The sequence below is a fragment of the Patulibacter sp. SYSU D01012 genome, assembly GCF_017916475.1.
Lineage (GTDB): Bacteria > Actinomycetota > Thermoleophilia > Solirubrobacterales > Solirubrobacteraceae > Patulibacter.
Genome location: NZ_JAFMTB010000002.1, coordinates 558,488 through 583,652, shown reverse-complemented (window position 1 = coordinate 583,652; position 25,165 = coordinate 558,488). Strand labels below are relative to the sequence as shown.

The following is a 25,165-nucleotide window of genomic DNA, read 5'->3' as shown; positions in this document are numbered from 1 at the left end:
GGTCAGGCGCTCGCCGCGCCGTCGGTGACGGAGCGCTCGGCGGCGAGGCGCCCGTCGTCGGTCGGCCGCAGGTCGCGGACGGCGACGCCCTCGGCGCCCAGCGCGAGCAAGGCCGCCCAGGTGGCGGGCAGCGTCGTCGGCCGCCACGCCGGCGGGGTCCAGCGGCGCCGGCGGATGGCGTCGTGGGCGGTGCCGCCGGCCCGCCACGCGTCCTCGATCGCGCCGCGGTCCTCGCGCCGCAGGGCGTCGGCCACGGCCGTCAGCGCGGCGGCGGTCGCCTCGAGCGCGTCGGCCGTGGCCTCGGCGTTCGCGTGCAGTACCTCGAGCCACATCCCGGCCGGCGCGCCGGCCACGCGCGTGGCGTCGCGGAGCGACCCGCCGGAGAGCGCCGCGGCGAGCGGGCCGCCCGTGGGGGCAGTGGTCGCCGCGCGGCCGACCGCGCCGGCGACGACGTGCGGGGCGTGGCTCGTGGCGGCGACGGCCCGGTCGTGGTCGGCGGCGGTGCAGACCACGAGGTGCGCGCGCAGCGCGCCCAGCACGGGGGCGGCGCGCAGCAGCGCGTCGAGCGCGTCGGCCTCGCCCTCGGGGTCGTCGGCGGGCGGGCAGACCGCCCACGGCACGTCGCGCAGCAGGTCGGCGCGGGCGGCCGCGTGCCCCGCGCGCTCCGCGCCGGCGAGCGGATGGGCGGGCAGGAAGCGCCCGGCGGCGTCCGGCACGCGGCGCCGCACCTCGTCGACCACCGGCCCCTTGACGGACGCGGCGTCCAGCACGACCAGGTCGTCGCCCTCGCCCAACGCGGCGGCGACGACCGCGGCCGTCGCGTGCGGCGGGACGCAGACGAGGAGCACGTCGACGGCGCGGGCGGTCGCGGCGACGTCCGCGTCGACGGGCACGCCGAGCGCGGCACACCAGTCGCGCGGCGCGGGGTGGGGGTCGCAGCCGCGCACGTCGACGCCGGCCTCGCGCAGCCCCAGCAGCGCCGAGCCGCCGATCAGGCCCAGGCCGCAGACGCCGACCCGCACGCCGGCGACCGCGGTCACGCGCCCTCCGTCCGGTCGAGCATGGCCCGCAGGCGGCGGTGCTCGTCGCCGTGCTCGTCGCGGCCCGCGCCGGGCGTGGGCCGCGTCGGGTCCTCGGGGTAGGACCCGAGATAGCGGACGTCGACGGACCCGCGCAGCAGGCCGAGCGCGGCGTCGCGCACGCGCGGGTCCTGCAGGTGCCCCTGGGTCTCTACGAAGAAGACGTACTCGCCCAGCAGCTCCTTGGTGGGCCGCGACTTGATCGCGGTCATGTTGACGCCGCGGCTGGAGAACTCCTGCAGCAGCGTCACCAGGCTGCCGGCGCGGTCCTGCTCGGGGTGCAGGACGAAGGCGGAGCGGTCGCGGCCCGACGGTCCGGGGCAGCGGCGGCCCAGGCGGACGAAGCGCGTGGCGGCGCGCTCGTCGTCGCGGATGCCGTGCTCCGTGGCGACCAGGCCGAACTGCGCGCCCGCGTCGGGGCCCGCGAGGGCCGCCCAGCCGGGCTCGGCCGCCGCGGCCACCTCGCGGCAGGCGACCGCGTTCGAGCTGGCGGCGCGGGTGGCCAGGCGGTGCTCCGCGATGAAGCGCTTGCACTGGCCCAGACCGACGGGGTGCGAGACGACGCCGGTCAGGGGCGCGTCGTCGCCCGGCAGCCGCCACAGGTCGAACGCGACGGGGATGACGCGCTCGGCCGTGATGACGATGTCCTCCTCCGTCGCCAGCAGCAGGTCGAGGTTGGCGGCGACGGGGCCGTCCAGGCTGTTCTCGAACGCGATGATCGCGCCGTCGGCGCGGCCCGAGACGATCGCCGCGATGACGTCCTCGGCGTGGTCGAGGGGCACGAGCGTCTCGCCGTCCCGGGCCAGGTCGAGCGCCGCGCGGTGGGTGAAGGTGCCCTCGGGCCCGAGGAACGCCAGGTCGGCCATGGCGCCGAGCGTACTCGCGGGCGGTCGGGCGCCGCCGTGCCGCGGACGGTTCACGGAGCACGTGGCGGCGCGACGGCGACCGTCCGCCGCGATCCGCCCGCGGGCGGGCCGCCGCCGCGGCGGGGGAGGGCTCGGCTACACTGGCCGCCGACCACGCGGGCGAAGTGTTGTGGTTGCACAGGAGCCTTCCAAGCTCTTAGGGCGGGTTCGATTCCCGTCGCCCGCTTCGCACGGAGCGCCGAGGGGCCGCGACGAACGCCGCGGCCCCTCGCCGTTCCGGGTGTGGTCCGGGGTCAGTCGCTCACGCGGAAGCGCCCGACCAGGCGCTCGAGCTCGCCGGCCGTGACGGCCAGCTGCTGCGCGGACGCGGCGATCTCCTCGGCCGACGCGCTCGTCTCCTCGGTCGACGCCGACACCTGCTCGGCCGCGGCGGAGGACTGCTCGGCGACGCTGGCCACGTCCGCGGTCTCCGTGCGCACGTCGTCGGTCGAGGCCGCGATCTGTTCGACGGTGCTCGCGATCGCCGCGACCCGGGCGGTGACGTCGTCGACGCTCGCGCCGATGCGGGCGAAGGCGTCCCGCGCACGCTCGACGGTCTCGGCGGCGCCGCGCGAGCGCTCCGCGCCGTCGTCGACGACGCCGACCGCCCGCGCGGTGTCGGCCTGGATCTCCTCGACGAGCCCGGCGATCGTGCCGGCGGCCGTCTGGGACTCCTCGGCGAGCTTGCGGACCTCCTCGGCCACGACGGCGAAGCCGCGGCCCTGCTCGCCGGCGCGGGCAGCCTCGATCGCGGCGTTCAGCGCCAGCAGGTTGGTCTGGCCCGCGATCCCGGTGATCGTCTCGACGATGCCGCCGATGCGCTCGGACTTGCCGGCCAGCGCCCGGATCGCCTCGCCCGTCTGGGCGGACGACGCGCGGACGGCCTGCATCGCGTCCGTCGCGTCGGCGACCGCCCGCTCGCCCTCCTCGGCGACGCGGCGCGCCCCGTCGGCGGCGTCGCTCGTCAGCCGCGCGGTCTCGGCGCCGTCGCGGGCGGCGCCGGCCACCTGCTCCGTCGCCTCGCGGGTCTGCGCGACCGACCGCACCTGGCGCTCGGCGCCCTGCGCCACGTCGGACACGGCGTGGGCGATCTCGGCGACGGCCCGGCCGGCCTCCTCGGACGTCGCCGCCATCTCCTGCGACGCCGCCGAGAGGGTCTGCGTCGAGCGGACGACGGCCGCCACCAGCTCGGACAGGCCGGTCTGCGAGGCGTTGTACGCCGCGATCGAGTCGAGCGTGTCGGTGCGGATGTCGTTGGTGGCGCGCGCGATGTCGCCGATCTCGTCGCGGGCCGTGGCCGTCAGCGCGGGCACGTCGGCGCGGACGGTGCGCGTCAGGTCGCCGTCCGCCATGGCGCGCAGCGCCTGGGTCAGCGGCGCGACGCACGCGTCGCGGACCGCGCCGATGCCGGCGACGACCGCGCGGGCGCTGCGCCGCACGGCGGTGGCGACGACCGTCGCGACGCCGAGCCCGACGAGCACCGCGACGAGGATGAGCAGCAGGGCGTTGCGCTTGCTGGTGCGCCCCACGTCGGCGATGTGGTCGCTCGCGTCGCGCGCGACGCGGTCGTTGACGGCCACGAGGTCGCCGAGGACGGCGTCGGTGCGGGCGTACAGCGGCGCCGCGCCGGCGAAGTACGCCGCCGAGGCGGCGGCCGGGTCGCCGGCCCGCCGGAAGACCTGCGCGTACGAGCGCTGGTACGCGGCCCAGCGGGTGCGCATGAGCCGCAGGTCGCGCTGTTCGGCGGCCACGAGCTCCGTCGCGGCGTAGCGGCGCAGGATGCCGTCGACCTCGGCGCGGGAGCGGTCGGCGCGGGCGGCGTAGCCCGACCGACGTCCCGGGTCGCCGTCGTGGATGGCGCGCTGGACGACGCTGTCGATGTCGCCGACGAGCGCTCGGGCGCGGCCGAGGTCCCGCAGCGGCACGACGCGGTCGCCGTACATCGAGCGTCCGGCCTCCTCGACCACGCCGACGGCCCGCACCCCCAGCAGGCCGACGGCGACGAGGAGCGTCAACAGCACGCCGACGAGCGCGAACAGCTTCGCGCGGAGGGAGTACCGATCGAGGAGCGCAGCCATCAGCGTGACCGCTCGTGAAGAGTGCACATGCCCACCTACTCGACCGGTCGTTTGACCGCTTGAGCGTACGTGTGACGTCAATACCGTTCCCGTGTTGCCGGCGGACGCCGTCAACGCCGTTCACCTCTCACGTGCCGCGGGGCGGGCCCGGACGCAGGCGGGGCCGCGGCGTCGCCGCGGCCCCGGAGCCCGCACGGTGTCGCCCGCGCTCAGGCGGCGACGGTGAAGCGCCCCACGAGCCGCTCGAGCTCGCTCGCCGTGGCGGCGAGCTGCTGGGCGCTCGAGGAGATCTGCTGCGCCGAGGCGCTCGTCTCCTGCGTGGAGGCCGAGACCTCCTGGCTCGCCGCCGAGGACTGCTCGGCGACGGCGGCCACCTCGGCCATGTCGTGCTGCACCTGATCGGCCGAGGCGGCGATCTGCTGCACCGCGGCGGCGATCGCCTCGACCCGGCCGTTCATGTCGTCGACGGACACGCCGATGCGCGCGAAGGCGTCGCGCGCCTGCTCGACGGTCGCGGCGCCGTCCGTGGAGCGGGCGGCGCCGTCCTCGACGACGACGACGGCCTGGGCCGTCTCGGCCTGGATCTCGTCGACGAGCGTGGCGATCGACTGCGCGGCGTCCTGGGACTCCTCGGCCAGCGTCCGCACCTCGTCGGCGACGACGGCGAAGCCGCGGCCCTGCTCGCCGGCGCGGGCGGCCTCGATGGCGGCGTTCAGCGCCAGCAGGTTGGTCTGGGCGGCGATGCCGGTGATGGTCTCGACGATCCCGCCGATCTGCTCCGTCTTGGCGGCCAGCCCCTGCATGGCGGCCGTGACCTGGCCCGAGGACTCGCGGACCTGGCGCATCGCGTCGGTGGCGTGCACGACGGCGCGCTCGCCCTCGGCCGCGACCTGGCGCGCCTCGCGCGCCGCCTCGGCGGTGCGCTCGGCGGACTCCGCGCCGGTGCGGCTGGCGACGGACACCTCCTCCGTGGCGCGCTTCGCCTGCGCGACGGACTGCACCTGGCGCTCGGCACCCTGCGCGACGTCGGAGACGGCGTGGGCGATCTCGGTCACCGCGCGGCCCGCCTCGTCCGAGGTGGCCGCCATCTCCTGCGACGCCGCGGAGAGCGTCTGCGACGAGCTGGACACGGCGCCGACCAGGCCGCCGAGATCCTCGCGCGTGCGGCGGTACTCGTCGACGGACGCCAGGGTGGCGACGCGGATCGCCTCGACGTCGCGGGCCAGGTCGCCGAGCTCGTCGCTCCCCGTGACGGTGGGGGCCGGCGCGTCGGCGTGGACCTCGACGGTCAGGTCGCCGGCGGCGAGGCCGCGCAGGCCCTCCGCGAGCGGCTCGACCGCGCCGGTGCGCAGGCCGTCGACGGTGGCGCGCAGCTCGCGCACGGTGCGGACCACGCGGCGGGCGACGAACAGGCCGGCGGCGACGGTCAGGAGCAGCGCGACGCCGACGAAGCCGACGATCAGCGACCGGCGCGAGGCGTAGATGTCGGTGATCGCCTGGTCCTCGGTGGCGGCCGCGGCGGTCGTCAGGCCGTAGAGGCGGTCGAACTCGGCGCCGATCCGGGTGATCAGCGGCTTGTTCTGCTTGCTGAGCGCCTGGGCGCCGGCGTCGTCGTTGGCCGCCGCGCGGCGCACGTACTCCGCGCGGACCGGCGCGTAGGCGGCCAGGTCACGCTGCAGGGCCGCGGCGACGGTCCGCGCCTCCGCCGACGGCAGCGCCTTGGCGGCGGAGGCCACCAGCGTGTCGGTCGCCTTGACGTTGGCGGCCATGTCGCTGCGCAGGGTGGCCTGGACGGTCGGGTCGTCCTGCAGGAGCAGGTCGCGCAGGACCGTGCGGTTCTTGTTGTACGCGACCTGCGCGTTGCCGAGCTGCGCGAGCGGCGTCACGGCCTGGCCGTACATGGCGCTGGAGCGGTCGTTGACGCTGGAGAGCGCCGAGAGCGCCACGACGCCGACGACGACCAGCAGGACCAGGGCGACGGCGGGTGCTCCGAGGAGCTTCCGCGTGAGGGTGAGTCGGGGCATGCCGGCCTGATCGGCGGACTTCCCCGGACGTTGAGGGGGAGGAGTACGGATGGCCAGCGTCTGTGCCGTCGTCGTCACGGGTGGCCTGGACGGACGGTCGGCCCCGGACGCGCGAAGGCCGCGGGCGGAGCCGCGGCCTTCGTCGTGGTGGTGTGCCCGCGCCCGCCCTACTGCTGCGGACGCGGGGGTCTTGGGGGCTCCATCAGCGGGGGGAGCGGGAAGAAACGGCGCGGACGGTGTGGTGCACGGTGCTGCTCCAGTCGGTCGTCGGTGCTGCGATGAGGTCATGGAACCAGCCGAACCTTGGCGGGACGCCGGGGCGACCTTCGGGCGAGCTAAGGGTTGCCGGGCACGGCGGTAAGGCGCCCTCCGCGGGGTTCAGCAGGGGCCGCCGCGGCCGATGACCGGGGCAGACCGGTCCCCGCGCGCGGCGCGGGGACCCCGACCCGTCCCGCCGTGCGCCGCCCGCTCCTCGCCCTGCTCCTGTGCCTCGTCCCCGCGCTCGCCGCGGCGCCGGCGCACGCCGCCGACGCCGCCACGAGCGCCGCGGCGCTGCAGCGGCTCCAGGACCAGGGCGTGCGCGACATCGTCGTCCGCCGCGACCCGGGCCTCTCCGCCCGCCGGCGGGCCGCCCTGCGCGCGGACGCGGGCGCCACCCACGTCCGGGGCTCCACGCTGCCGGACGTCGAGCTGCTGCGCGTGCCGCCCGGCCGCCTGGCCGCCGCCGTCGCGACCCTGTCCGCGGACCCGGACGTGCGGTGGGCCGCGCCGAACGCCCCCGTCCGGGCCCAGACCACGGACCCGGGCTGGTCGCAGCTGTGGGGCCTCGAGAACACCGGCCAGCCCATCGCGAACGTGCGCGGGACCGCCGACGCCGACATCGACGCGCCCGAGGCGTGGACGCTCACGCGCGGCGCCGGGCAGACGGTCGCGGTCGTCGACACCGGCGCGTCGTCGTGGCACCCGGACCTGCAGGGCGCGTACTGGACGAACCCGGGGGAGTCCGGCGCGGGCCGCGAGAGCAATGGCAAGGACGACGACGGCGACGGCTACGTCGACGACGTGCACGGCTGGGACTTCGTCGGCCACGACGCCGATCCCGCGGACGGCAACGGCCACGGCACCCACGTGGCCGGGACGATCGCGGCGCGCGCCGACAACGGCGTCGGCGTGGCCGGGGTCGCGCCGCAGGCGACCGTCCTGCCGCTGCGCGTGCTGGGCGACGACGGGACGGGCACCGACCTGGACGTGGCCGAGGCGTTCGACCTGGCGGGCCGCCTGGGCGTGCCCGTCGTCAACGCGAGCCTCGGCAGCGCCGGCCGCTCGCGGGCGCAGGAGCAGGCGATCGCCGCGCACCCGCGCACGCTCTACGTCGTCTCCGCCGGCAACGGCGGCGACGACCAGGTCGGCGACGACATCGACGCGACGCCCACGTACCCGTGCGCGTCGACCGCCGACAACGTCCTGTGCGTCGGCGCCACCGACCAGGACGACGCGCGCACGGCCTTCTCCAACTTCGGGCGGCACGGCGTCGACCTGTTCGCCCCGGGGCAGATGATCGCGTCGACCTGGCACCGCGACGCCGAGCTGTGCCCCGGCAGCGACGACTGCTACGCCTACTCGAGCGGCACGTCGATGGCGGCGCCGCACGTCGCCGGCGTCGCGGCGCTGGTGCGGTCCGCCGCGCCGGGGATCTCCGCCGCGAAGCTGAAGGCGGCGCTCATGGACACCGGGGACGCCCGGCCGGCGCTCGCCGCGATCTCGGTCTCCGGGCGGCGCGTCAACGCCGACGCGGCCGTGCACGCCGTGCTGGCGCCGGGTGGCGACGCGGACGGCGACGGCGTGCCGGACGCCGCGGACGACTGCCCGACGACGCCGAACCCCGACCAGGCCGACGCGGACGGCGACGGCATCGGCGACGCCTGCGACCCGACGCCGGGCGGCGACGTCTCGCCGCCGCCGGCGCCGGAGCCGCCCGTCGCGACGCCGCCGGTCGCCGACCCGGCGCCCGCACCGCCGACCACGCCCGTCGGCGCCCCGGCGTCGCCGGTCGCCCCGCCGGCCCCGCCGGCCGGCTCGGCGATCGCGACGCCGCGGGCTCCGGTCCTCTCCTGGGTCCGGCTCTCGCGCGGCCGCCTGACGCGCCGCCACCCGCTGACGCTGACCTTCCTGCTGGACCGCGCCGCGACCGTCCGCCTGACCGTGCAGCGGAAGGCCGGGTCGCGGTACCGGACGGCGGCCACCGTCACCGTGAAGGCCCGGGCCGGCGCGAACGCCGTCGTCCTGCGCACGCGGGTCGGCGGGCGGACGCTGCCGGCCGGGCGCTACCGCGTCCGTGCCGTGGCGGGCAGCGGCGCGCTCGTCTCGGCGGCCGCGCCGGTCGCGTTCGCCGCGCGCTGACCCGCCGACCTGCACCGGCCGCGCCGCCGGTCGCCGCGCTCAGCCCGCCGCCACGCGGTAGGTCAGGTGCGTGCAGACGGGGGAGACCTCGACCGCCGTCTGCTCTAGCCGCACGCGGCCCACGCCGGCGAACAGCGGCGTGCCGGCCCCGAGGATCTCGGGCGAGACGTGCAGGCGCAGCTCGTCGAGCAGGCCGTCGCGCAGGCACGACCCGACGAGCGCGCCGCCGCCCATGACGAAGACGTCGCGGTCCCCGGCCGCCGCGCGCGCCCGCTCGATCGCCGCCGCCGGGCCGTCGGTGACGAACGTGAAGTCGTGGCTGTCCGCCAGGCGGTACGCGTCGGGCGCTCGGCGCGTGACGACGAAGAACGGCGGCCGGGCGTCCAGGTCGGCGCCGTACCCGCGCTCGGCGCTCCACGTGCCGTCGACCGTGTCGAACGTGCGGCGGCCCATCAGGACCGCGCCGGACGCGGCGGCGTGACGTTCGATCACGCCGCGGTCGACGGGGTCGTCGCTTTCGAGCGCCCAGGCGTGCAGCCCCTCGGCGTCGCGGCCCAGACCGTGCTCCAGGTCGGCGCCGGGACCGGTCACGTAGCCGTCGAGCGAGATCGTGATGTCTCCGATGACGCGGGTCATGCCGTTCAGACCGGCCGGACGGCCGGAGCTCATCGGTGCGGGGGCGCCCCGCAACGACGAAGGGCCCGCGGTGCGGGCCCTTCGATCCTCGGAGTCGGGGAGACAGGATTTGAACCTGCGACCGCCCGGCCCCCAGCGCCCGTGGCCGGGTTCCGATGAGTTGAAATCCCCGCAGTCATCGCGGTTTGAGAGTCCCGAGTTTCGCTCGGAACCGTGTCGAATCGCTCACCTCGGACCCCGACTTGGACCGACACCCGTGCTGTTGGAGCGATCGCTCCGGAGCTGAACACCAGCGCAGGAACCGAATCCCTCTACCTAACGAAGACGTAGGCGATCAACGGTCACTGGGAGGGAGAAGTCGCGTGCCGATGAACGCGAGCTGACGGCAGAACTCCAGCAGATCCGTCGGCGGCCGTTGCGGGGCACGGTGCTCCGTCAGCAGCGTGGAACATCCGGCGACAGCGAGCTCGAGGGCGGGAACGTTCCCAGCTGCGATCGCGCCTGCGATTGCGCCGATGAGCGCGAAGCCGGACTCATCGAACACGGAAGCCTCTTGTCTTCTGACAGACAAGAGGGCGTCGGCAACAGCGGCGGTCCAGAATTTCGTGCTTGACGTCATGCAGGACATGAGGGTTTCGCCGGCCGAGTTTCGCCCCCGGGCGCCAACCATTTAGGATTTCGCGCCCGTTCTCGCTAGGCGGTTGTGGTCTCCGCGCTAGTGGGCTGCGCCTGAATGCCTCCATGTCGAAGGACGAGTTCGATCTCAAGCCCGAGCAGCGCGCCCGTCGCCGTATCGACGAGCAACTGACCGCTGCCGGCTGGAAGGTCGTCAAGTACAAGGACGTCGATTTCCTCTCCGACGACCCGCAGGCAGTACGGGAGTTTCCGACGGCGCTCGGCCCTATGGACTACGCGCTCGTCGTGGACGGCAAGGTCGTCGGCGCGGTGGAGGCCAAGCCGGAGGGCGGCGCGACGTTCGCCGTCGAGACCCAGGCCGACCGCTACGCCGACGGCTTCGAGCAGCTCGTCAAGACCAAGGGCGTCCCGCGCTACGCCGATCGGCTGCCGTTCTTCTACATCGCCGACGGCACCACCACACTGTTCACCAGCCGCAAGGACCCGGTGCGCCGGCCACGGCAGGTCTTCCATCTCCACCGGCCCGAGACACTGAAGGACTGGGCGCTGGAAGAGCACTCGCTCCGCGCGCGCCTACGGCAGATGCCGGTTCTTAACCAGGACGGCATGCGTCTCATCCAGCCGGTTGCGGTCAAGGGGCTGGAGCAGTCGCTGCGCGACGACCGGCCTCGGGCACTGATCGGCATGACCATGGGTGCCGGCAAAACGTACGTCGCAGCCGCCGAGACCTACCGGCTCCTGCGCTTCGCGGGCGCCAAGCGCGTTTTGTTTCTGGTCGACCGCATCTCGCTCGGCAAGCAGGCGCGCGACGAGATGGTCGCCTACGTCTCCCCCGACGATCAGCGCCGCTTCGGCGACGACTTCGTGATTCAGCTGCTGTCAGCCAAGGACCCGAGGATCCGCGGGTCGTCGAACGTCGTCATCACCACCATCCAGCGCCTGTACGCTGCGCTTCGCGGCACGAGCGAGCAGGAGTCCGACGACGAGGCATTCGACGAGTCGAGCTCGTTCGAGCTGAAGACCAGCGGCCCGCCCATCGAGATTGCCTACCAGCCGACCGTCCCCATCGAGGCATTCGACTTCGTCTGGATCGACGAGTGCCACCGGTCCATCTACGGGCGCTGGGGCCAAGTGCTCGACTACTTCGATGCCTTTCAGATCGGCCTGACTGCAACTCCTACGGCGACGACGATCGGCTATTTCCACGAGAACCTGATCGCCGACTACGACCACGACCAGTCCGTCAAGGACGGCGTCAACGTGGACCAGCAGCTCTACCGCATCGACACCAAGGTCGGCACGGGCGGCGCGCAGATCGGCGCGGGGAGCTGGGTACAGGTCCGCGACAAGCTCACCAGGAAGGTCGACTCCAGAGAACTCGACGACGACTTCGGATACGACGAGAAGCAGCTCGACTACGGCGTCGTCAACCCGAGCCAGATCCGCACGGTGATCAAGGCCTTCAAGGATAAGATCACGACTGAGATCTTCCCTGGCCGTGATGTCGTGCCGAAGACCGTCTTCTTCTGCAAGAACGACCAGCACGCCGACGACGTCCTCAAGGTCATCCGCGAGGAGTTCAGCGAGGGCCAGGACTTCGCGAAGAAGATCACCTACAAGGTCGAAGGCAACGTCGAGGACCACATCCAGGCGTTCCGCAATGATCCGCACTTCCGCATCGCGGTCTCGGTCGACCAGATCGGGACCGGCACAAACGTGAAGAGCATCGAGTGCCTGGTCTTCATGCGGCGCGTCGGCTCACGAACGCTGTTCAATCAGATGCGCGGCCGCGCGGTGCGCAAGATTAAGCCCGACGACTTCTGGGCGGTCACCCCGGGCGCGCGCGAGAAGAACCAGGTCAAGGACCACTGTGTCCTCATCGACTGCGTTGCCCTGACCGACGACGACCGCGTTCTCAACGAGTCGCGGCCGATGGATCGCTCACCGTCGACGCCGCTGGAGAAGCTGCTCGACGACATCCGCCTCGGCGTCGCCACCGACGACACACTGTCCACAGTCGCCGTGCGGCTGATCCGGCTGGACAATCGGTTCACCGACGCGCAGAAGGACGAATTCGAGCAGGTGGCCGGCACGTCGCTGCACAGCATCGCCGTCCGACTCAAGAACGCTGCCGATCCCGACGTTCAGCTCGCCGCAGCCCAGACCGCCAGCGGCTCGTCCGAGCCGTCAGACGAGGAACTCGCAGCTGCTCGAAGGTACCTTCTCAACGCAGCGACCGTTGAGCTTCGCGACTCGGACATCCGCGACAAGCTCATGGAACTAAAGACCGAGACCGAGCAGCTGATCGACACCGTCAATCTCGACGAGGTCATCAGCGCCGGCTTCGTCGACTCAAACGCAGCCAAGGAGGCCGTTGCCTCCTGGCGCCAGTTCATCGACGAACACGCCAACGAGTACCTGGCCATCAAGGCGTACTACTCGCAGGCATTCGCACAGCGCCCGAGCCTCAAGGACCTCAAGGACCTCGCCCGTGCGATCGCCAAGCCACCTCTCAGCCTGAGCCCTGAACGGATCTGGCAGGCCTACGAGGCGATCGAGGCCTCCCGTGTCAGAGGACACGGCGGCAAGGCGACCACTGACCTCGTGCGCTTGATCCGTTTCACGCTCGAACAGGAAGACGAGCTGCTCCCGACACGGAAGATCGTCGAGCAGCGCTTCCAGTGGTGGCTCGAAGAACAAGGCGGCGAGGCGAAGTTCACGCCGGAGCAGCTGCGCTGGCTGCACGCTCTAAAGAACCACATCGCGGCCAGCATGAACTTCGACCCGACTCAGGACTACGACATGACGCCCTTCTACGAAGAGGGCGGGAAGCTAGGTGCCTTTGCGCTGTTCGGCGATCAGCTCGATGCCGTAGTCGCAGAACTCAACGAGAAGCTGGTGGCTTTTTGATGTCCGACGGCGGCGTGCTACCTGACGGTTGGCGACTCGTCCGTCTTGGCGAGTGCGGGTCGTGGGCGGGCGGTGCGACCCCGTCGAAGCGGGAGGAGCGCTACTGGACCAACGGTGATGTCCCGTGGGTGAGCCCAAAGGACATGACCAGCACCGTGCTACGCGCGAGCCAGGACCGGATCACCGCGGAGGCAGCCGCAAGTACAAGCGCGAAGACACTCCCTGCCAACAGCATCGCGCTAGTTGTGCGCTCGGGCATCCTGGAGCACTCACTGCCGGTAGCACTAATCCCTTTCCCAGCGTCCTTCAATCAGGACATGAAGGTGCTAACGCCGGCGGAGTGGCTTTCTCCTGACTGGGCGCTGTGGGCGGTCCTCGGCAATCGAGACGAGATCCTAAAGCAGTGCAGCAAAGACGGGGTCACGGTCGCGAGCATCGACACTCGCGCACTCATGAATTTCAAGATCCCGGTTCCACCTCTCGATGAGCAGCATGCGCTAAGCGAACGCCTTTCCGAACTCCTGGGCGCGGTGGAGGATGGTGAGCGAGAGTTCGACGCGGCTCTCGGGTCCTTGGACGACTTCGAGGCGTCGCTGATAACGGCAGGCTTTGGAGGCCGCTTGGAGTCGATGGATGCGACGCTGCGTGACGCGCTTAAGAACGCTGCCGTTCGTCCACTGAGCGATGTCGCAGACATTCAGTACGGATACACTGCCTCGGCTACCACCGAACCGGTGGGTCCCAAGTTTTTGCGGATCACCGACATTCAGGACAACCGGGTCGATTGGGATCTCGTGCCGTACTGCGACGGAACCGAGGTCGACACGGCGCGCTATGGACTCACGCCCAGCGACATCGTCTTCGCACGAATCGGTGCTACGACGGGCAAGAGCTACCTCGTAGATAAGGACGTTCCTTCCGGGACCGTCTACGCCTCCTACCTGATCAGAGTTCGCGCTAGCGAGGACCTCGACCCCTACTTCCTCGCTCTGTACTTCCGTAGCAGCGCCTACTGGAGCTATGTCTTCTCAAAGCGCCAGGGAATCGGCCGACCAGCCGTTAACGGCAGCGTGTTGGGCGGGCTTCAGGTCCCAGTGCCATCGAAGGATGCGCAACGAGCCCTCGCGACGGTTCTGGCGTCGCAGCTCTCGGCTATGGGAGTCGCCTCGGCCGAGATCAAGCGTCAGCGTCGCGCCACGCAAGATCTTCGGTGGGCGATTCTCAAGGCCGCGGTTGCGGGCAAGTTGAGACCTCGCGACGGCGACGCGCTACCGAAGAACTCTCGTACGTTCGAGCTTGCGAGGTAGTCATGAAGCAGCCCATGAACGACCATTCCCGCGCCCTCGTCGACAAGCTCTGGGCCTACTGCAACATCCTCCGGGATGACGGTCTGTCCTACGGCGACTACGTCGAGCAGCTGACTTACCTGCTGTTCCTGAAGATGGCTCATGAGCGCACGCAAGCGCCGCTGAACGAGCCGTACCGCCTTCCCGGCGGTTTCGACTGGCCGTCGCTCCTTGGCAAGAGCGGCCCCGCGCTCGAAGCGCACTATGTCGCGACCCTCGGCGAACTCGGCAAGCAGCCCGGGCTTCTCGGGCTCATCTTCCGCAAGGCGCAGAACCGCATCCAGGACCCGCAGAAGCTCCGCCGGCTGATCGTCGACCTGATCGACCAGGAAACGTGGATGGGCGTCGACGCCGACATCAAGGGCGACGCGTATGAAGGACTCCTGGAGAAGAACGCGGCGGACACGAAGTCGGGTGCTGGCCAGTACTTCACGCCTCGCGCGCTGATCCGCGCGATGGTTGACGTCATGCGCCCGCGCCCGGGCCAGACGATCGGAGACCCGGCCAGTGGCACCGGCGGGTTCCTGCTCGCAGCGCATGAGTACATCGCGTCGCACTTCGAGCTCGACCGCGACGAAAAGCTGTTCCTGCGGGACCACACCTTCCGCGGTACGGAGATCGTCGACAACACCGCCCGCCTCTGCGCGATGAACCTCTTCCTGCACGGCATCGGCGGCAGCGACATCAACGCCACGCCGCCGATCGAGGTCCGCGACGCGCTACTGATGCCGCCCTCCGACAAGGTCGACATGGTCCTCGCCAACCCACCGTTCGGCAAGAAGAGCTCCGTGACATTCGTCGGCGAGCACGGGCGTGCGACGAGCGAGGATGAGTCGGTCTCCCGCCAGGACTTCTGGGCGACGACCTCCAACAAGCAGCTGAACTTCCTCCAGCACATCGTCTCGATGCTCAAGATCGGCGGCACGGCGGCTGTCGTCTTGCCAGACAACGTGCTGTTCGAGGGCGGGGCCGGCGAGACCATCCGTCGGCGGTTGCTTCAGGAGTGCGATGTCCACACGATGCTGCGACTGCCGACCGGCATCTTCTACGCGCAAGGCGTCAAGGCGAACGTGCTCTTCCTGGAGCGTCGCGCGCCCTCGACCGAGCCGGCGACCAAAGCCGTCTGGGTCTACGACTTCCGCACGAACCAGCGTTTCACCTTGAAGACGCGGACTATGAAGCGGCCGGACCTCGATGACTTCGTCGCCGCCTACAAGCCCGGCGAGCTTCCGACCCGCCGCGTCGAGAGCGAGTGCTTCAAGCGCTGGACGTACGAGGAGATCGCGTCCCGCCCAGGTTTCAACCTTGACGTGTGGGCGGACGTGGTCGACGAGTCGGTCACCGACCCGTCGCAGCTGCCGCCGCCCGACGTGATCGCGCAGCAGATCATCGAGAATGCCACCGCCGGCATCGAGGCCTTTGCCGCGGTCGCCGCCGAGCTTGCGCAGCTGAGCGCCAACGGCGACGACCGCGACGAGGACGCGGTCGAAGCTCTGCTGGAGCACGAGTAGTGGCGACAGCCGGCCGGCCCGCGTCGTTGCTCTTCGAGCTTCCAGGGGACAAGGCACAGACAACGCCTCAGCCCATCGCGCCCGGTTCTTTCGCCGACCTTGGGATCCTTGAGGTCCAGCACATCGAGCGGTGGCTCGCGGCGGAGCCGCGCGTCCTCGGCGAAGAGTTGCTCGTCATCACGACGGAGTTCGCTGGCTTCGACAAGACGAAGGAGCGTTCGGACATCCTTGCGCTCGACGTGGCCGGCCAGCTCGTCGTCATCGAGCTCAAGCGCGACACGTCAGGCGCTCGTCAGGATCTTCAGGCGCTCAGATACGCGGCGTTCTCGTCGAATCTGACGCTCGATGACCTCCTGGAGATGTACACGCGACACCATGGGTCGCCGAGCGCCCCGGTGAGTCGCGATGACGCGATGGCCGCGTTCGAGCAGCACGTCAGCGAGGGCTCTCTCGACGGCATCGACGACGACGTCCGCCCACGCATGATCCTGGTCGCGAAGAGCTTTCAGTCGGAGGTCACCGCCACCGTGCTCTGGTTGCGAGAGGCATGGCGGATGGACATCAGCTGTGTCCAGCTGGTTCCGTACATGGTCAACGGGAACCTGTTGCTCACTTCTTCGGTTCTGATCCCGCTCCCGGAGGCCTCCGAGTACGTGATGCAGCGCGAGGCCAAGCGCGCGAAGGCGCAGAGCGAGCAGAAGGTGGATTGGGCAAAGGCCTATGAGATCATGGCCCGTATTCCGCCCGGTCGTTGGATGAGCTATCAAGACCTCGCAGTTGCTGCCGGAGGTACGGCCCGGGGCGGGTTGCCTGTCGGCCAATACCTGGCCAAGGCCACCGACCTCCCGCCGAACTGCGTCCATCGGGTGCTTCGCAAGACCGGCCAGGTGTCGCCGAGCTGGGCAGGCGACATCGGCGGCCCGGAGGAGGCACGCGCACTCTTGGAGTCAGAAGGTCTGACGTTCGACGCTCGCGGCCGAGCCGACGCGACTAAGCGCTGGAGCCCCATTTCGTGAGCTCCGATGGCTCCATGAAGCGACCGCCGAGCCAAATCGGCGAGTTCCGTCTGGAGGACGTGGTCTTCCGCGTGGCCGACGCGACGCGCTCGCTCGGCCTCGAGGAAGGCACGGACCTCCTTCTTCAGCTCATCTACCTGCGCTGGGCGACTGAGCGCGATCAGCGTGACGGAGGCTGGGATGCCCTGCGCGATCAGCTCACGATGAGTCGGCAGCCCGAGCAGATCCTCGATCGCGCGCTCGAAGAGCACGTCCCGTTCTGGCGAGGCCACTACAAGTCGGTCGCCGAGGACGGCGGCCACGCGCTGCGCTTCAGTGTCGACGCCCTCAACGCATGGCCGCTCGGCCCTGAGCCCACGGCCATGCGAGATGAGTTGCACGGCGCGTTTGAGGCAGTTCTGCGCATCCGCTCGCAACGCCTGAGCCGGGCGGGCATGGAAAGCGAAACGCCAGGAAGTGCGGCACGTCTCATGGCTGCGCTACTGCCAGCCGGCGCCAGCCTCCTCGATCCCGCGTGCGGTATCGGCAGCACGCTGCTCGCTGCGGCGTCCCACGCAGCCGCGCAAGGCGGTCACCTCGGCCTTCATGGGTGGGAGCTGAACTCGACGACTGCGGCACGGGCCAGGATGCGGTTCGAGCTAGCCGGGTTCCCGTTCGAAGTTCACGTCGGCGATGCGATCGCCGACATGCAGCGCTCCTCGCGGTTCGACTCCATCGTGGTGCAGCCGCCGTGGGGCCTGAAGCTCGCTGACCACCAGTGGCACTCGATGCCGGACCTACCGTTCGGGAAGCCGGGCCGATCTTCAGCTGACTTCGTCTGGCTGCAACTCGCTCTTGGCGCCTTGGCCCCGCACGGACGCGCGGTCGCTCTCATGCCGCAGTCCACGCTGCTGCGAGGGCACTCGGAAGGGCAGATCCGCGAGGGTATGCTCCGTGACGACCTCGTCGAGGCGATCATCACACTGCCCGCCGGCGTGGTCCCGGCCGCCTCCGTCGCCAGCTGCGTCTGGATTCTGCGACGCCACGCCGAGCCTGCGACGGCCGGCAAGGTGCTCCTGATCGACGCCACGTCTCTCGTCGAGCACCAGCGCGCTCGGGTGGAACTGCCCGCAGAGGGCGTCGAGTTGGTCGCTGCAACGGTGGAGCGTTGGCGCCGCGGCGAAGCTCCAGACGCGCCGGCGCACATCGCGGCGGTAGCCGATGTTGAGACGGTCTTGGAGCCGGGCGGGCTGCTGCCAGTGCGCCATGTCGAGCCTGCGCCCGTCCAGCGTCCGGTTCGACCGGCGCCACCGCGGCGACTCCTCACCGAGATTCGCGCGGAGAACTTCAAGTCGTTCGGCGAGCAGCAGCGCGTACGCGCAGCGCCGATCACGCTGGTGTACGGGCCGAACTCGGCCGGGAAGTCCAGCTTGCTTCAGAGTCTGCTGCTGCTCAAGCAGTCCCTCGCCGCGCAGTCCTTGGTCACGCAAGGTGAGCTCACGGACGCCGGCAGCTTCGCGGGTGCAGTTCATAGGCACGACCTCGACCGAACGCTCAGCATTGGAGTGGAGTTCGGTGCGTCGGACCGCTGGGATGTCGCTGATGGCGTTCCCGACCCAGCGCTCATCCGCTCTGCTGATTTCAGTTTCCGCGCAGACGGATCTGGGCTTCCGCAGCAGGAGGCGCTGCTGCTCGGCTTCGGCGATTTTCGTCTGCCGCTCAGCGCAATTGACAACGAATCCGGCGACACCGACCGCGCGCTCGCCATCGAGCTCGATGATCTGGCACCGGTGTTCGACGGCGTGGCAGAAGGCACATTGCTGTACCCATTCGACAGCCGCCAAAGCCCTGCCGAAACCGAGGAAGAGGAACAGCGCCGGCTCCGGTCCCGTCGCCAGAACGGCAAGCGTGCGCTGAAGCTGCTGCGAGACGCGGGCATGACGCGTGTGCCGGCCATCCGCGAGGGCTTGCTCCCCAGTGCCAGAGCGAACCTCGACCCGGTCGTGGCTCACCTCGCTGGGGCGGCGGGGCGCGACCCCGGCATCGTCAACTCGTACGTCAACCGGTCGATGCAGCTTGTCGCCGGCATGTCGGAAGAGCTGCGCCGGCTGCTCGATGAGCTCTCGTACCTCGGCCCGCTGCGCTCGCCGCCCCAGCGCTTCTACAACCGTGCTGCGGCGGCTGCCGGCGCCGGCGCCGCAGGGGAGCACATTGCGCTCCACCTGTTCGACAACTCATCAGAGGTCGTGCAGGTCAACGCGTGGCTGGCGTTGCTGGAAGTGCCGTACACGCTCAAGGTCGTCCCCGTCATCGCCAGTGGCTCGACAGCCGTCGTTGGAGATCTCGTCGCCATCGTGCTCACGGACCTTCGCTCGAAGGTCGAAGTCAGTCCGGCGGACGTCGGGTTCGGCATCAGTCAGGTCCTCCCCATCGTCGTGCAGCTGCTGGCGACGCAGGACAGCGTCATCTGCATCGAGCAGCCGGAGATCCATCTGCACCCAGGCCTTCAGGCGAAGCTGGGAGACCTGCTCATCGAGGCCACGTCGGACGAAGGCCGGGCAAACCAGGTTCTCATCGAGACACATAGTGAGCACCTGATCCTGCGCCTGCAACGGCGCATCCGCGAAGGCGCCCTCGACGCAGACCGCGTGTCCGTCGTGTACATCGAACAGCGAGAGGACGGCCAGGCGCGAGCGCTTCAGCTCCGCCTCGACGGGGACGGCGACTTCCTCGACGAGTGGCCGCAGGGCTTCTTCGAGGAGCGGCTCGATGAGCTGTTCGGAGGCGCCGAGTGATCGCGCGGATGTCCCTGGCGCCGGGAGCGCTCGGCGACCTGAGCGATCAGCTGCCGCCTGCGGCCGCCAAGGCTCAGCACGAGACGCTGATCCGGGCGATCGAAGCTCACGGTCTCCTCGTCTTCACCAGCCCCGACGAAGAGAGGGAGCTCCTCCTGGCCGCTCGCGGAATGGGAACTGCTCCGCCTGGCGTGAGGAACCGCTGGCTGACGGTGCTAGAGGAGTTGAAGAAGCGCAAGCGGCTGACCTACTTCGCGCCGCCTGTCGCTGAACGGCTCGGCGCAGTCACCGGAATGGATGAGCTGCGACAAGTCTGGGGTCGTCGAGCCCAAGTTGCCGTCCTCCCGGACGGACAAGCCGCCGCGCTCGGCGTCGACGGCTCTGGCCTGTACCGCGACGCCCAATCGAATCTGGAAGTTGCCGCCGCGCACAGTGCGGCCTACTGCAACACGTTGGACGCGCTGCGTGAGCTCGCCGATCGTGGGGTCCTCGAACATGGCGCTTCGCGCGACGACTTCTTCAAGCAGGTTCTTCTGCCCGTTGCCCTTCTCTCTCGGCGGGTCGTTGTCGTCGATCAGTACCTGTTCGGCAACGTTTGCTGGCATCACGACAACCGGCCGAGATCGGCGCGCTGGGACTCTGAAGCCGTCGTGTGGCTCTTGCGATGGCTCGACCGAGTCCTGCAACCGGGCGCCGAGGTCGTGCTCATGGGCGCGAGCGGTGGCCAGCGCAACCCTCGCGACGCGGCCGACGCAGCCGCGATGATCACCGATCTCTGGCAACCGGCCGCCAACGGCCAGATCGCAAGGGTCGACGTAGTCACGGGCCCATGGAGGCAGGGCGACGTGCGAATGCCTCACGATCGGCACATCCGCTTCAGCGCGGGTGCCGCTGTAAAATCCCTGCCTGGATTCGATCGCCTTGGCCGGTCAACGGTGCAGGACGAAGATGGGATGGGTTGGCAGTACCACTGGAAGCCGTCTTCGCTCAAGGAGATGCGCGAAGCCGAGAAGCGAATCGAGGACGGGCGGCAGTCGACCACGGCCAGCGTCCTCAGCCGCGGCACTCTACGCGCCGCAGCCTGAAACCAGCCACGCCGCGACGCTCGCTTCGTTGGCGCCGCGACACCGGAGACGCGTGACCTGAAAGCGCCCGGATGGCGAACCTTCGGCCGACCGGAGCATTGACAGCTACATCAGCGCGCTCGCGGAGCCCGACCGCTGTCGTTGGCCCCGCTACCGCAGACCAGCCGTCAGCATCGTTTCCTGGACGGCCGGCGGGACATCGTCCGTCAGTCGCAGCGTTCGAACAGCTCGCCGAGGTTCTGCCACAGCAGCCGACGGAGAGCCAGCTCGTTCATTCCCCACGCATGCATCAGCGCCCGCTCCGTGGTCCCGACCGCAGCTCGCTTGCTCGCAGCTGGGTCCGAGCGCCGCGAGTACGGAGACTCCGTCTCAGTGAGAACGCGTTCCGGCGGCAGCAGGGAAGCGCTTTCGGACGCCTGATCTCGGCGCCGTTGATCGAGAAGAAGCAGCCGAGCTCGATGGCTTCCTCGGTCTGCTTCTCGCTCCCGCGCCACCAATGAAGAATGGGCGCGCTGCTCGGCTCTCACGAAGAGCGTCGAGCACGGGCTCGGACGCGGCAACGCTGTGAATGGTGGTCGGTCGTGGACGCGCGTCCACGACCTCCAGGACTGTCCGAGCACCCGTTTCTGCGAGTCGAGGTCCGCCTTCGACTTGCCATCGAGCCCGACCTCCCTAACGAAGCATCCCCTCGACCGCTTCACTGAAGGCGGTCTGATCGAACGCGGCGATCTCCGACGCCAGTCCGGATGAACTCCCACACCCCAGACGTCTTGGTGACCTTCCCGCCGTCGAGCGGTGTGCCGAGTTGTGGGTGGGCGAAGACCAGGTCGTCGTCGGCGGTGTAGATCGATCGCTTGAACCAGGCGTCGAACTCGGCCGTGACGCGGTTGGCCATCGGGACGGAGCGGCGGGTCGAGAGGTCGAACTTACCGCGGCCGCCGAAACTCGGTGCGGCGCCAGGTCCGGCCGACGCGGATGGGTTGGACGGGCCAGCCGACGTCTCGCCATCGGAGGCCGGGGAGCTGGCCTTGGCGGAGGCCGGGGCAGGCGGCGGTGAGGACGAGGACTCGGAGCACGGGTCCGAGGGCGTCGGGTGGTGGTGGCGGTGCTGGGCCTGGGCGGCCGGCTCGGTACGGCGCCGGCGTGCGAACGACGACCTCGTTCGGGATCGCTCTGAGGGCCGCCTCGAGCTCTTCGAGGGTGAGGAAGCGCAGGTCCGGGTCGGTGTCGCGGACGTGACGCGGTCTCGCAGCCCGGCGGACGGGGCTGTCGGTGGCCCACTCGAGGTCGATCGCGTGCTCGAACACGCCGCAGAGGCGCTTCAGCGTGTTCGCGGCGGTCTTCGGCACCAAACCGTGCGAGAGGAGTCGTGCGCTCATCGCCTCGACGTCGCGGCGGTGGACCTTACTCAGGACCATCGCTCCGATTGCCGGGCCGAAGTGGTGGCGCTGGGCGGCGCTGAGGGTCTGGATGTAGCTGCGACTGACGCCCTGGGCGCGCTCGTGCTCGATGAGTGCGAGCGCCCCATCGTTGATCGTGTAGCGGGCGGCGGCCTTCGGGTTCGGCGAGACCTCCTGGGCGAGCACGATCTTGCGCAGCTGCGCCTCGGCTTCGCGGGGGGTCAGTCCGGTGTTCGTTCCGGGGCGCGGATCGGGCCGATGCGGCGTGACAGGCGCCGGCCGTTAGGCAGCCGCCAGCGGCCGCACCAAGTGCCGTGCTTCTGCAATAGCGAGCCGGTGCCAAGGCGGCGTGGCGGTCATCGGTGTTCCTGAACTCTCAGCCAGGCCTCGATGCTCGAGGGGGGTAGCGGTAGTAGCGGCCGACCGGGATGTGTGGGATGCGGTTGGCTCGGGTCTCGGCTTAGAACCCGGCGACGGTGACGCCTAGCCAGGCGGCGATGTCAGCCGCAAGGAGGCGCGCCTCAGAGCCAGTCGGCGGACGCGGGAAGCGGCGGGCGGGCGTGAGCGGCAGCTGTTCGTCCATGCCCTCCAAGTCGCCCAGCACGCACGAGTCCCCGGGTCAAGCTGGACCCCGCCGCAGTTGCGGGGGCGCCCCGGAACGACGAAGGGCCCGCGGTGCGGGCCCTTCGTTCCTCGGAGTCGGGGAGACAGGATTTGAACCTGCGACCGCCCGGCCCCCAGCCGGGTGCGCTACCAGACTGCGCCACTCCCCGAGGACGGTGAAGAGTACCGGAGCCGGGCGCCGCGCGACCGCTCCCTGCGGTCGGCGGCGTCCACGCGGGTCGCGCCGGGCGGCGCGACCCGCGGGCGGACTACTCCATCACCAGCGGCACGCCGGCGCCGGGCTCGCCGGCGTCCTGCTCGGCCGGCTTGTCCCGCCACAGCGCCATCGCGAGCGCCGGCAGGAACGCGAGCGCCAGCAGGATCAGCGCCCAGACGAACGTCGACGAGAACGCGTCGGCCAGGGGCTGCGCGACGGCGGTGCGCTGCGCCTCGCTCATGCCGTGCACGGCGTCGAAGCCGCCGCCACCGCCGGCGGCGCCGCCGAGCTGGTCCTTGATGTTCGACGCCAGGATCACGGAGAGGATCGCGGTGCCGATCGACGCGCCGGACTGGCGGATGATGTTCATCGCCGTGCTGGTGCGGGCGATCGCCTGCGGCGGGACGGCCTGCATCGCGGCGGTCATCGTCGGCATCATCGACATGCCCATGCCCAGGCCCAGCACGAAGCTGAAGCCGCCGAGGAGCCAGTACGACGTGTCTGCGTCGACGAAGGCGAAGGGGGACAGGCCGACGACGATCAGCGGGATGCCGACGGCGGCGAACCGGCCGGGGCCGAAGCGGTCCGTCAGGCGGCCGGCGATCGGCATGGTCAGCATCGACCCCAGGCCCTGTGGGACGAGCAGCAGGCCGGCCTGCAGCGCCGTGTCGCCGCGGACGGACTGGTAGTAGAGCGGCACGAGCAGCAGCGAGCCGAAGAACGCGATCGAGAAGAGCATGAACGTGCCCGCGGCCGCGCCCGCCCGGCTGTGCGTGAACAGCCGGATGTCGATCAGCGGGTTCTCGCTGCGCCAGGAGTGCCACAGGAAGGTCGCCACGAGGAGCGCGCCGGCGGCGGTGGGCAGCCACGACTTCGTCGCGCCGAAGCCGTCGCTGGCGGACTCGGCCAGGCCGAAGATCGCCAGCGTCAGGCCGGGGGAGAGCAGCAGCAGGCCCAGCCAGTCCATGCGGTGGGCGGGCTGCGGCTCGTCGCGCTCGAGCACGCGCAGGGCCAGGACGAAGGCGATGATCCCGATCGGCAGGTTGATGAAGAAGATCCACCGCCACGAGACGTCGTCGACGAGCCAGCCGCCCAGGACGGGGCCGGCGATCGGGGCGATCAGCATCGGCACGCCGAGCGCGCCCATCACGCGGCCCATGCGGTGCGGGCCGGCCTTCTTGGTCATGATCGTCATGACCGCGGGCATGATCATGCCGCCGCCGATGCCCTGGAGCACGCGGAAGCCGATGAGCGACCCGGCGCTCCACGCCAGGCCGGACAGCACGGAGCCGCCCACGAACAGGGCGAGCGACCACAGGTAGATGCGCTTCGTGCCGAAGCGGTCCGACGCCCAGCCCGTCACGGGGATGACGGCGGCGAGGGCGAGGGTGTAGCCCGTGACGACCCACTGGATCGTCGTCAGGGAGGAGGAGAAGTCCGACGCGAGGCGGTCGATCGCGACGTTGATGACGGTCGTGTCGAGGATCGACATGATCGCGCCGAGCATCACGACGCCCGCGACGATCCACGTCTCGCGGTCGATCGCGTCGGAGGCCGCGGGCGGCGCCGCGGCGGCAGGGGGAGAGGCCATGCGGAGAAGAATACAGCGACAGAAAGTTTTCTCTCGATGTAGATTCGTCCAGAGTGCGAACGCGCCAACACCGTTCGCCTGCGCGGGCGGGACGGACGCGGGCCGGCGCACGCGAACGGACGCCCGCGGGCCCAGGCGGGCGGAGCAGACGGGCCGCGGATGGACGACGCCGCGACCGCCGAGGTGCCTCGACACGGCCGTGCGCCGTCGGCGCGATGATGGAGGGGATGACCGTCTACGTCGACGACGGCTTCGTCCGCGGCGACTGGGGCCGGTGGACGGGCGGGGGCCACCTGCAGGCGGACGCGACCGAGGAGCTGCACGCGTTCGCGGCGCGGCTGGGCCTGCGGCGGGCGTGGTTCCAGCACAAGCCGGGACGGCCGTGGCACGACCACTACGACCTGACGCGCGAGGGCCGCGAGCGGGCGATCGCCCTGGGGGCCGTGCCCGTCAGCTGGCGCGCGGCGGCGCGGCGGAACATGGCGGCGCGGCGGGCGCACCGTGCGGCAGACTCCGAGGCGGCCGACCGATCCCGCCCGGAGCGCAGATGACCGCCATCGACCCGTCCCCGACCAGCCGTACCCCGGGCCGCGCCGCCGCCGCGGTCGCCGGCGGGGCGCTCGTCCTGGCCGTCGCTCGCGAGCTGCGCACGCCGCGCGCCCGTCGCACCTGGCACGGCCGCGTGCTCGGCGTCGTGCCGTACGACCTGCGGCCGCCTACGCTGGCCCGCGTCCGCGGGACGATGTGGCAGCCGGACCGCCGGTCGCCCCTCGTCCCGCGCGCGTTCGGCGTGGGGTGGATCCTCAACCTGGCCGCACCCCTGGCGCTCCTGCGCCGCCGCTGACCCCGCCGCGCTCCGGCGGAGGGCCGCGCGTGATCCGGGCGTGCCGCTCCCGTCCGCACGGCGCCCCTGCACCCCGGCGCTTCCTACCGTCCGTAGGACGTTCACGCGTT

The 25,165-nt window shown here is 70.9% G+C and carries 18 protein-coding genes and 2 tRNA genes; 10 read left to right on the top strand and 10 right to left on the bottom strand.

Annotated features, from left to right (window positions below; genetic code table 11):
* Window positions 1–2: 2 nt before the first annotated feature.
* Both J3P29_RS12105 and pheA read right to left on the bottom strand, forming a co-directional pair.
* Window positions 3–1,040 carry a prephenate dehydrogenase/arogenate dehydrogenase family protein gene (locus J3P29_RS12105; protein WP_210493669.1) on the bottom strand — a complete coding sequence of 346 codons (1,038 nt, stop codon included), beginning with the start codon at window positions 1,038–1,040 and terminating at the stop codon, window positions 3–5.
* Window positions 1,037–1,945 (bottom strand): prephenate dehydratase, encoded by a 909-nt coding sequence (pheA, locus tag J3P29_RS12100; protein ID WP_210493668.1) that lies wholly within the window; start codon window positions 1,943–1,945, stop codon window positions 1,037–1,039. Before pheA ends, J3P29_RS12105 begins: the two co-directional genes overlap by 4 nt.
* 155 nt (window positions 1,946–2,100) lie before the next feature.
* Here pheA and J3P29_RS12095 point away from each other — a divergent pair.
* Window positions 2,101–2,171 (top strand) — tRNA-Gly (locus J3P29_RS12095).
* 67 nt (window positions 2,172–2,238) lie between these two features.
* On the opposite strand, the gene J3P29_RS12090 is transcribed toward J3P29_RS12095, so the two are convergent.
* Entirely contained in the window at window positions 2,239–4,062 is a 1,824-nt protein-coding gene (locus J3P29_RS12090; RefSeq protein ID WP_210493667.1) for a methyl-accepting chemotaxis protein, read from the bottom strand.
* A 209-nt stretch (window positions 4,063–4,271) separates the two neighbouring features.
* Window positions 4,272–6,086 carry a methyl-accepting chemotaxis protein gene (locus tag J3P29_RS12085; protein ID WP_210493666.1) on the bottom strand — a complete coding sequence of 605 codons (1,815 nt, stop codon included), beginning with the start codon at window positions 6,084–6,086 and terminating at the stop codon, window positions 4,272–4,274.
* A 456-nt stretch (window positions 6,087–6,542) separates the two neighbouring features.
* On the opposite strand from J3P29_RS12085, the gene J3P29_RS12080 reads away from it, so the two are divergent.
* Entirely contained in the window at window positions 6,543–8,486 is a 1,944-nt protein-coding gene (locus tag J3P29_RS12080) for a S8 family serine peptidase (RefSeq protein ID WP_210493664.1), read from the top strand.
* Window positions 8,487–8,525: 39 nt separating this feature from the next.
* Here the strand turns inward: J3P29_RS12080 and J3P29_RS12075 are convergent, their stop codons facing one another.
* Together J3P29_RS12075 and J3P29_RS12070 are read right to left on the bottom strand one after the other, a co-directional pair.
* Entirely contained in the window at window positions 8,526–9,122 is a 597-nt protein-coding gene (locus J3P29_RS12075; RefSeq protein ID WP_210493663.1) for a dihydrofolate reductase family protein, read from the bottom strand.
* Between the two features lie 334 nt (window positions 9,123–9,456).
* The gene (locus J3P29_RS12070) at window positions 9,457–9,741 is read right to left on the bottom strand and encodes a hypothetical protein (protein ID WP_210493662.1); all 285 of its coding nucleotides are present in this window, start codon (window positions 9,739–9,741) and stop codon (window positions 9,457–9,459) included.
* A 122-nt stretch (window positions 9,742–9,863) separates the two neighbouring features.
* On the opposite strand from J3P29_RS12070, the gene J3P29_RS12065 reads away from it, so the two are divergent.
* The 6 genes from J3P29_RS12065 to J3P29_RS12040 are packed head-to-tail and all read left to right on the top strand — an operon-like array spanning window position 9,864 to window position 20,400.
* Entirely contained in the window at window positions 9,864–12,668 is a 2,805-nt protein-coding gene (locus tag J3P29_RS12065) for a DEAD/DEAH box helicase family protein (protein ID WP_210493660.1), read from the top strand.
* Window positions 12,668–13,975, top strand: a complete 1,308-nt coding sequence (locus tag J3P29_RS12060) for a restriction endonuclease subunit S (RefSeq protein WP_210493659.1) — start codon at window positions 12,668–12,670, stop codon at window positions 13,973–13,975. The genes J3P29_RS12065 and J3P29_RS12060 overlap by 1 nt, the downstream gene beginning before the upstream one ends.
* Before the next feature lie 2 nt (window positions 13,976–13,977).
* Entirely contained in the window at window positions 13,978–15,525 is a 1,548-nt protein-coding gene (locus tag J3P29_RS12055) for a class I SAM-dependent DNA methyltransferase (protein ID WP_210493658.1), read from the top strand.
* Window positions 15,525–16,541: an MGMT family protein gene (locus tag J3P29_RS20775; RefSeq protein WP_210493657.1), complete on the top strand. Its 1,017-nt coding sequence runs from the start codon at window positions 15,525–15,527 to the stop codon at window positions 16,539–16,541. Before J3P29_RS12055 ends, J3P29_RS20775 begins: the two co-directional genes overlap by 1 nt.
* Window positions 16,542–16,555: 14 nt before the next feature.
* Window positions 16,556–19,315, top strand: coding sequence for a DUF3696 domain-containing protein (locus J3P29_RS12045; protein ID WP_210493656.1), 2,760 nt, complete (start codon window positions 16,556–16,558; stop codon window positions 19,313–19,315).
* Window positions 19,316–19,323: 8 nt separating this feature from the next.
* A complete protein-coding gene (locus J3P29_RS12040) occupies window positions 19,324–20,400 on the top strand; it encodes a hypothetical protein (protein WP_210493654.1) in 1,077 nt (358 codons plus the stop codon).
* A 697-nt stretch (window positions 20,401–21,097) separates the two neighbouring features.
* Here the strand turns inward: J3P29_RS12040 and J3P29_RS12035 are convergent.
* The 4 genes from J3P29_RS12035 to J3P29_RS12020 all read right to left on the bottom strand — a co-directional run bounded on the left by J3P29_RS12035 (window position 21,098) and on the right by J3P29_RS12020 (window position 24,211).
* Window positions 21,098–21,295 carry a hypothetical protein gene (locus J3P29_RS12035; protein WP_210493652.1) on the bottom strand — a complete coding sequence of 66 codons (198 nt, stop codon included), beginning with the start codon at window positions 21,293–21,295 and terminating at the stop codon, window positions 21,098–21,100.
* Between the two features lie 31 nt (window positions 21,296–21,326).
* Window positions 21,327–21,986, bottom strand: coding sequence for a hypothetical protein (locus J3P29_RS12030; RefSeq protein WP_210493651.1), 660 nt, complete (start codon window positions 21,984–21,986; stop codon window positions 21,327–21,329).
* Between the two features lie 513 nt (window positions 21,987–22,499).
* Window positions 22,500–22,573 (bottom strand) — tRNA-Pro (locus J3P29_RS12025).
* Window positions 22,574–22,672: 99 nt separating this feature from the next.
* Window positions 22,673–24,211: a DHA2 family efflux MFS transporter permease subunit gene (locus tag J3P29_RS12020; protein ID WP_210493650.1), complete on the bottom strand. Its 1,539-nt coding sequence runs from the start codon at window positions 24,209–24,211 to the stop codon at window positions 22,673–22,675.
* Window positions 24,212–24,438: 227 nt separating this feature from the next.
* Here J3P29_RS12020 and J3P29_RS12015 point away from each other — a divergent pair, with 227 nt between their 5' ends.
* Window positions 24,439–24,762, top strand: a complete 324-nt coding sequence (locus tag J3P29_RS12015; protein ID WP_210493648.1) for a DUF4031 domain-containing protein — start codon at window positions 24,439–24,441, stop codon at window positions 24,760–24,762.
* Window positions 24,759–25,055, top strand: coding sequence for a hypothetical protein (locus tag J3P29_RS12010; RefSeq protein ID WP_210493647.1), 297 nt, complete (start codon window positions 24,759–24,761; stop codon window positions 25,053–25,055). The genes J3P29_RS12015 and J3P29_RS12010 overlap by 4 nt, the downstream gene beginning before the upstream one ends.
* Window positions 25,056–25,165 lie beyond the last annotated feature (110 nt).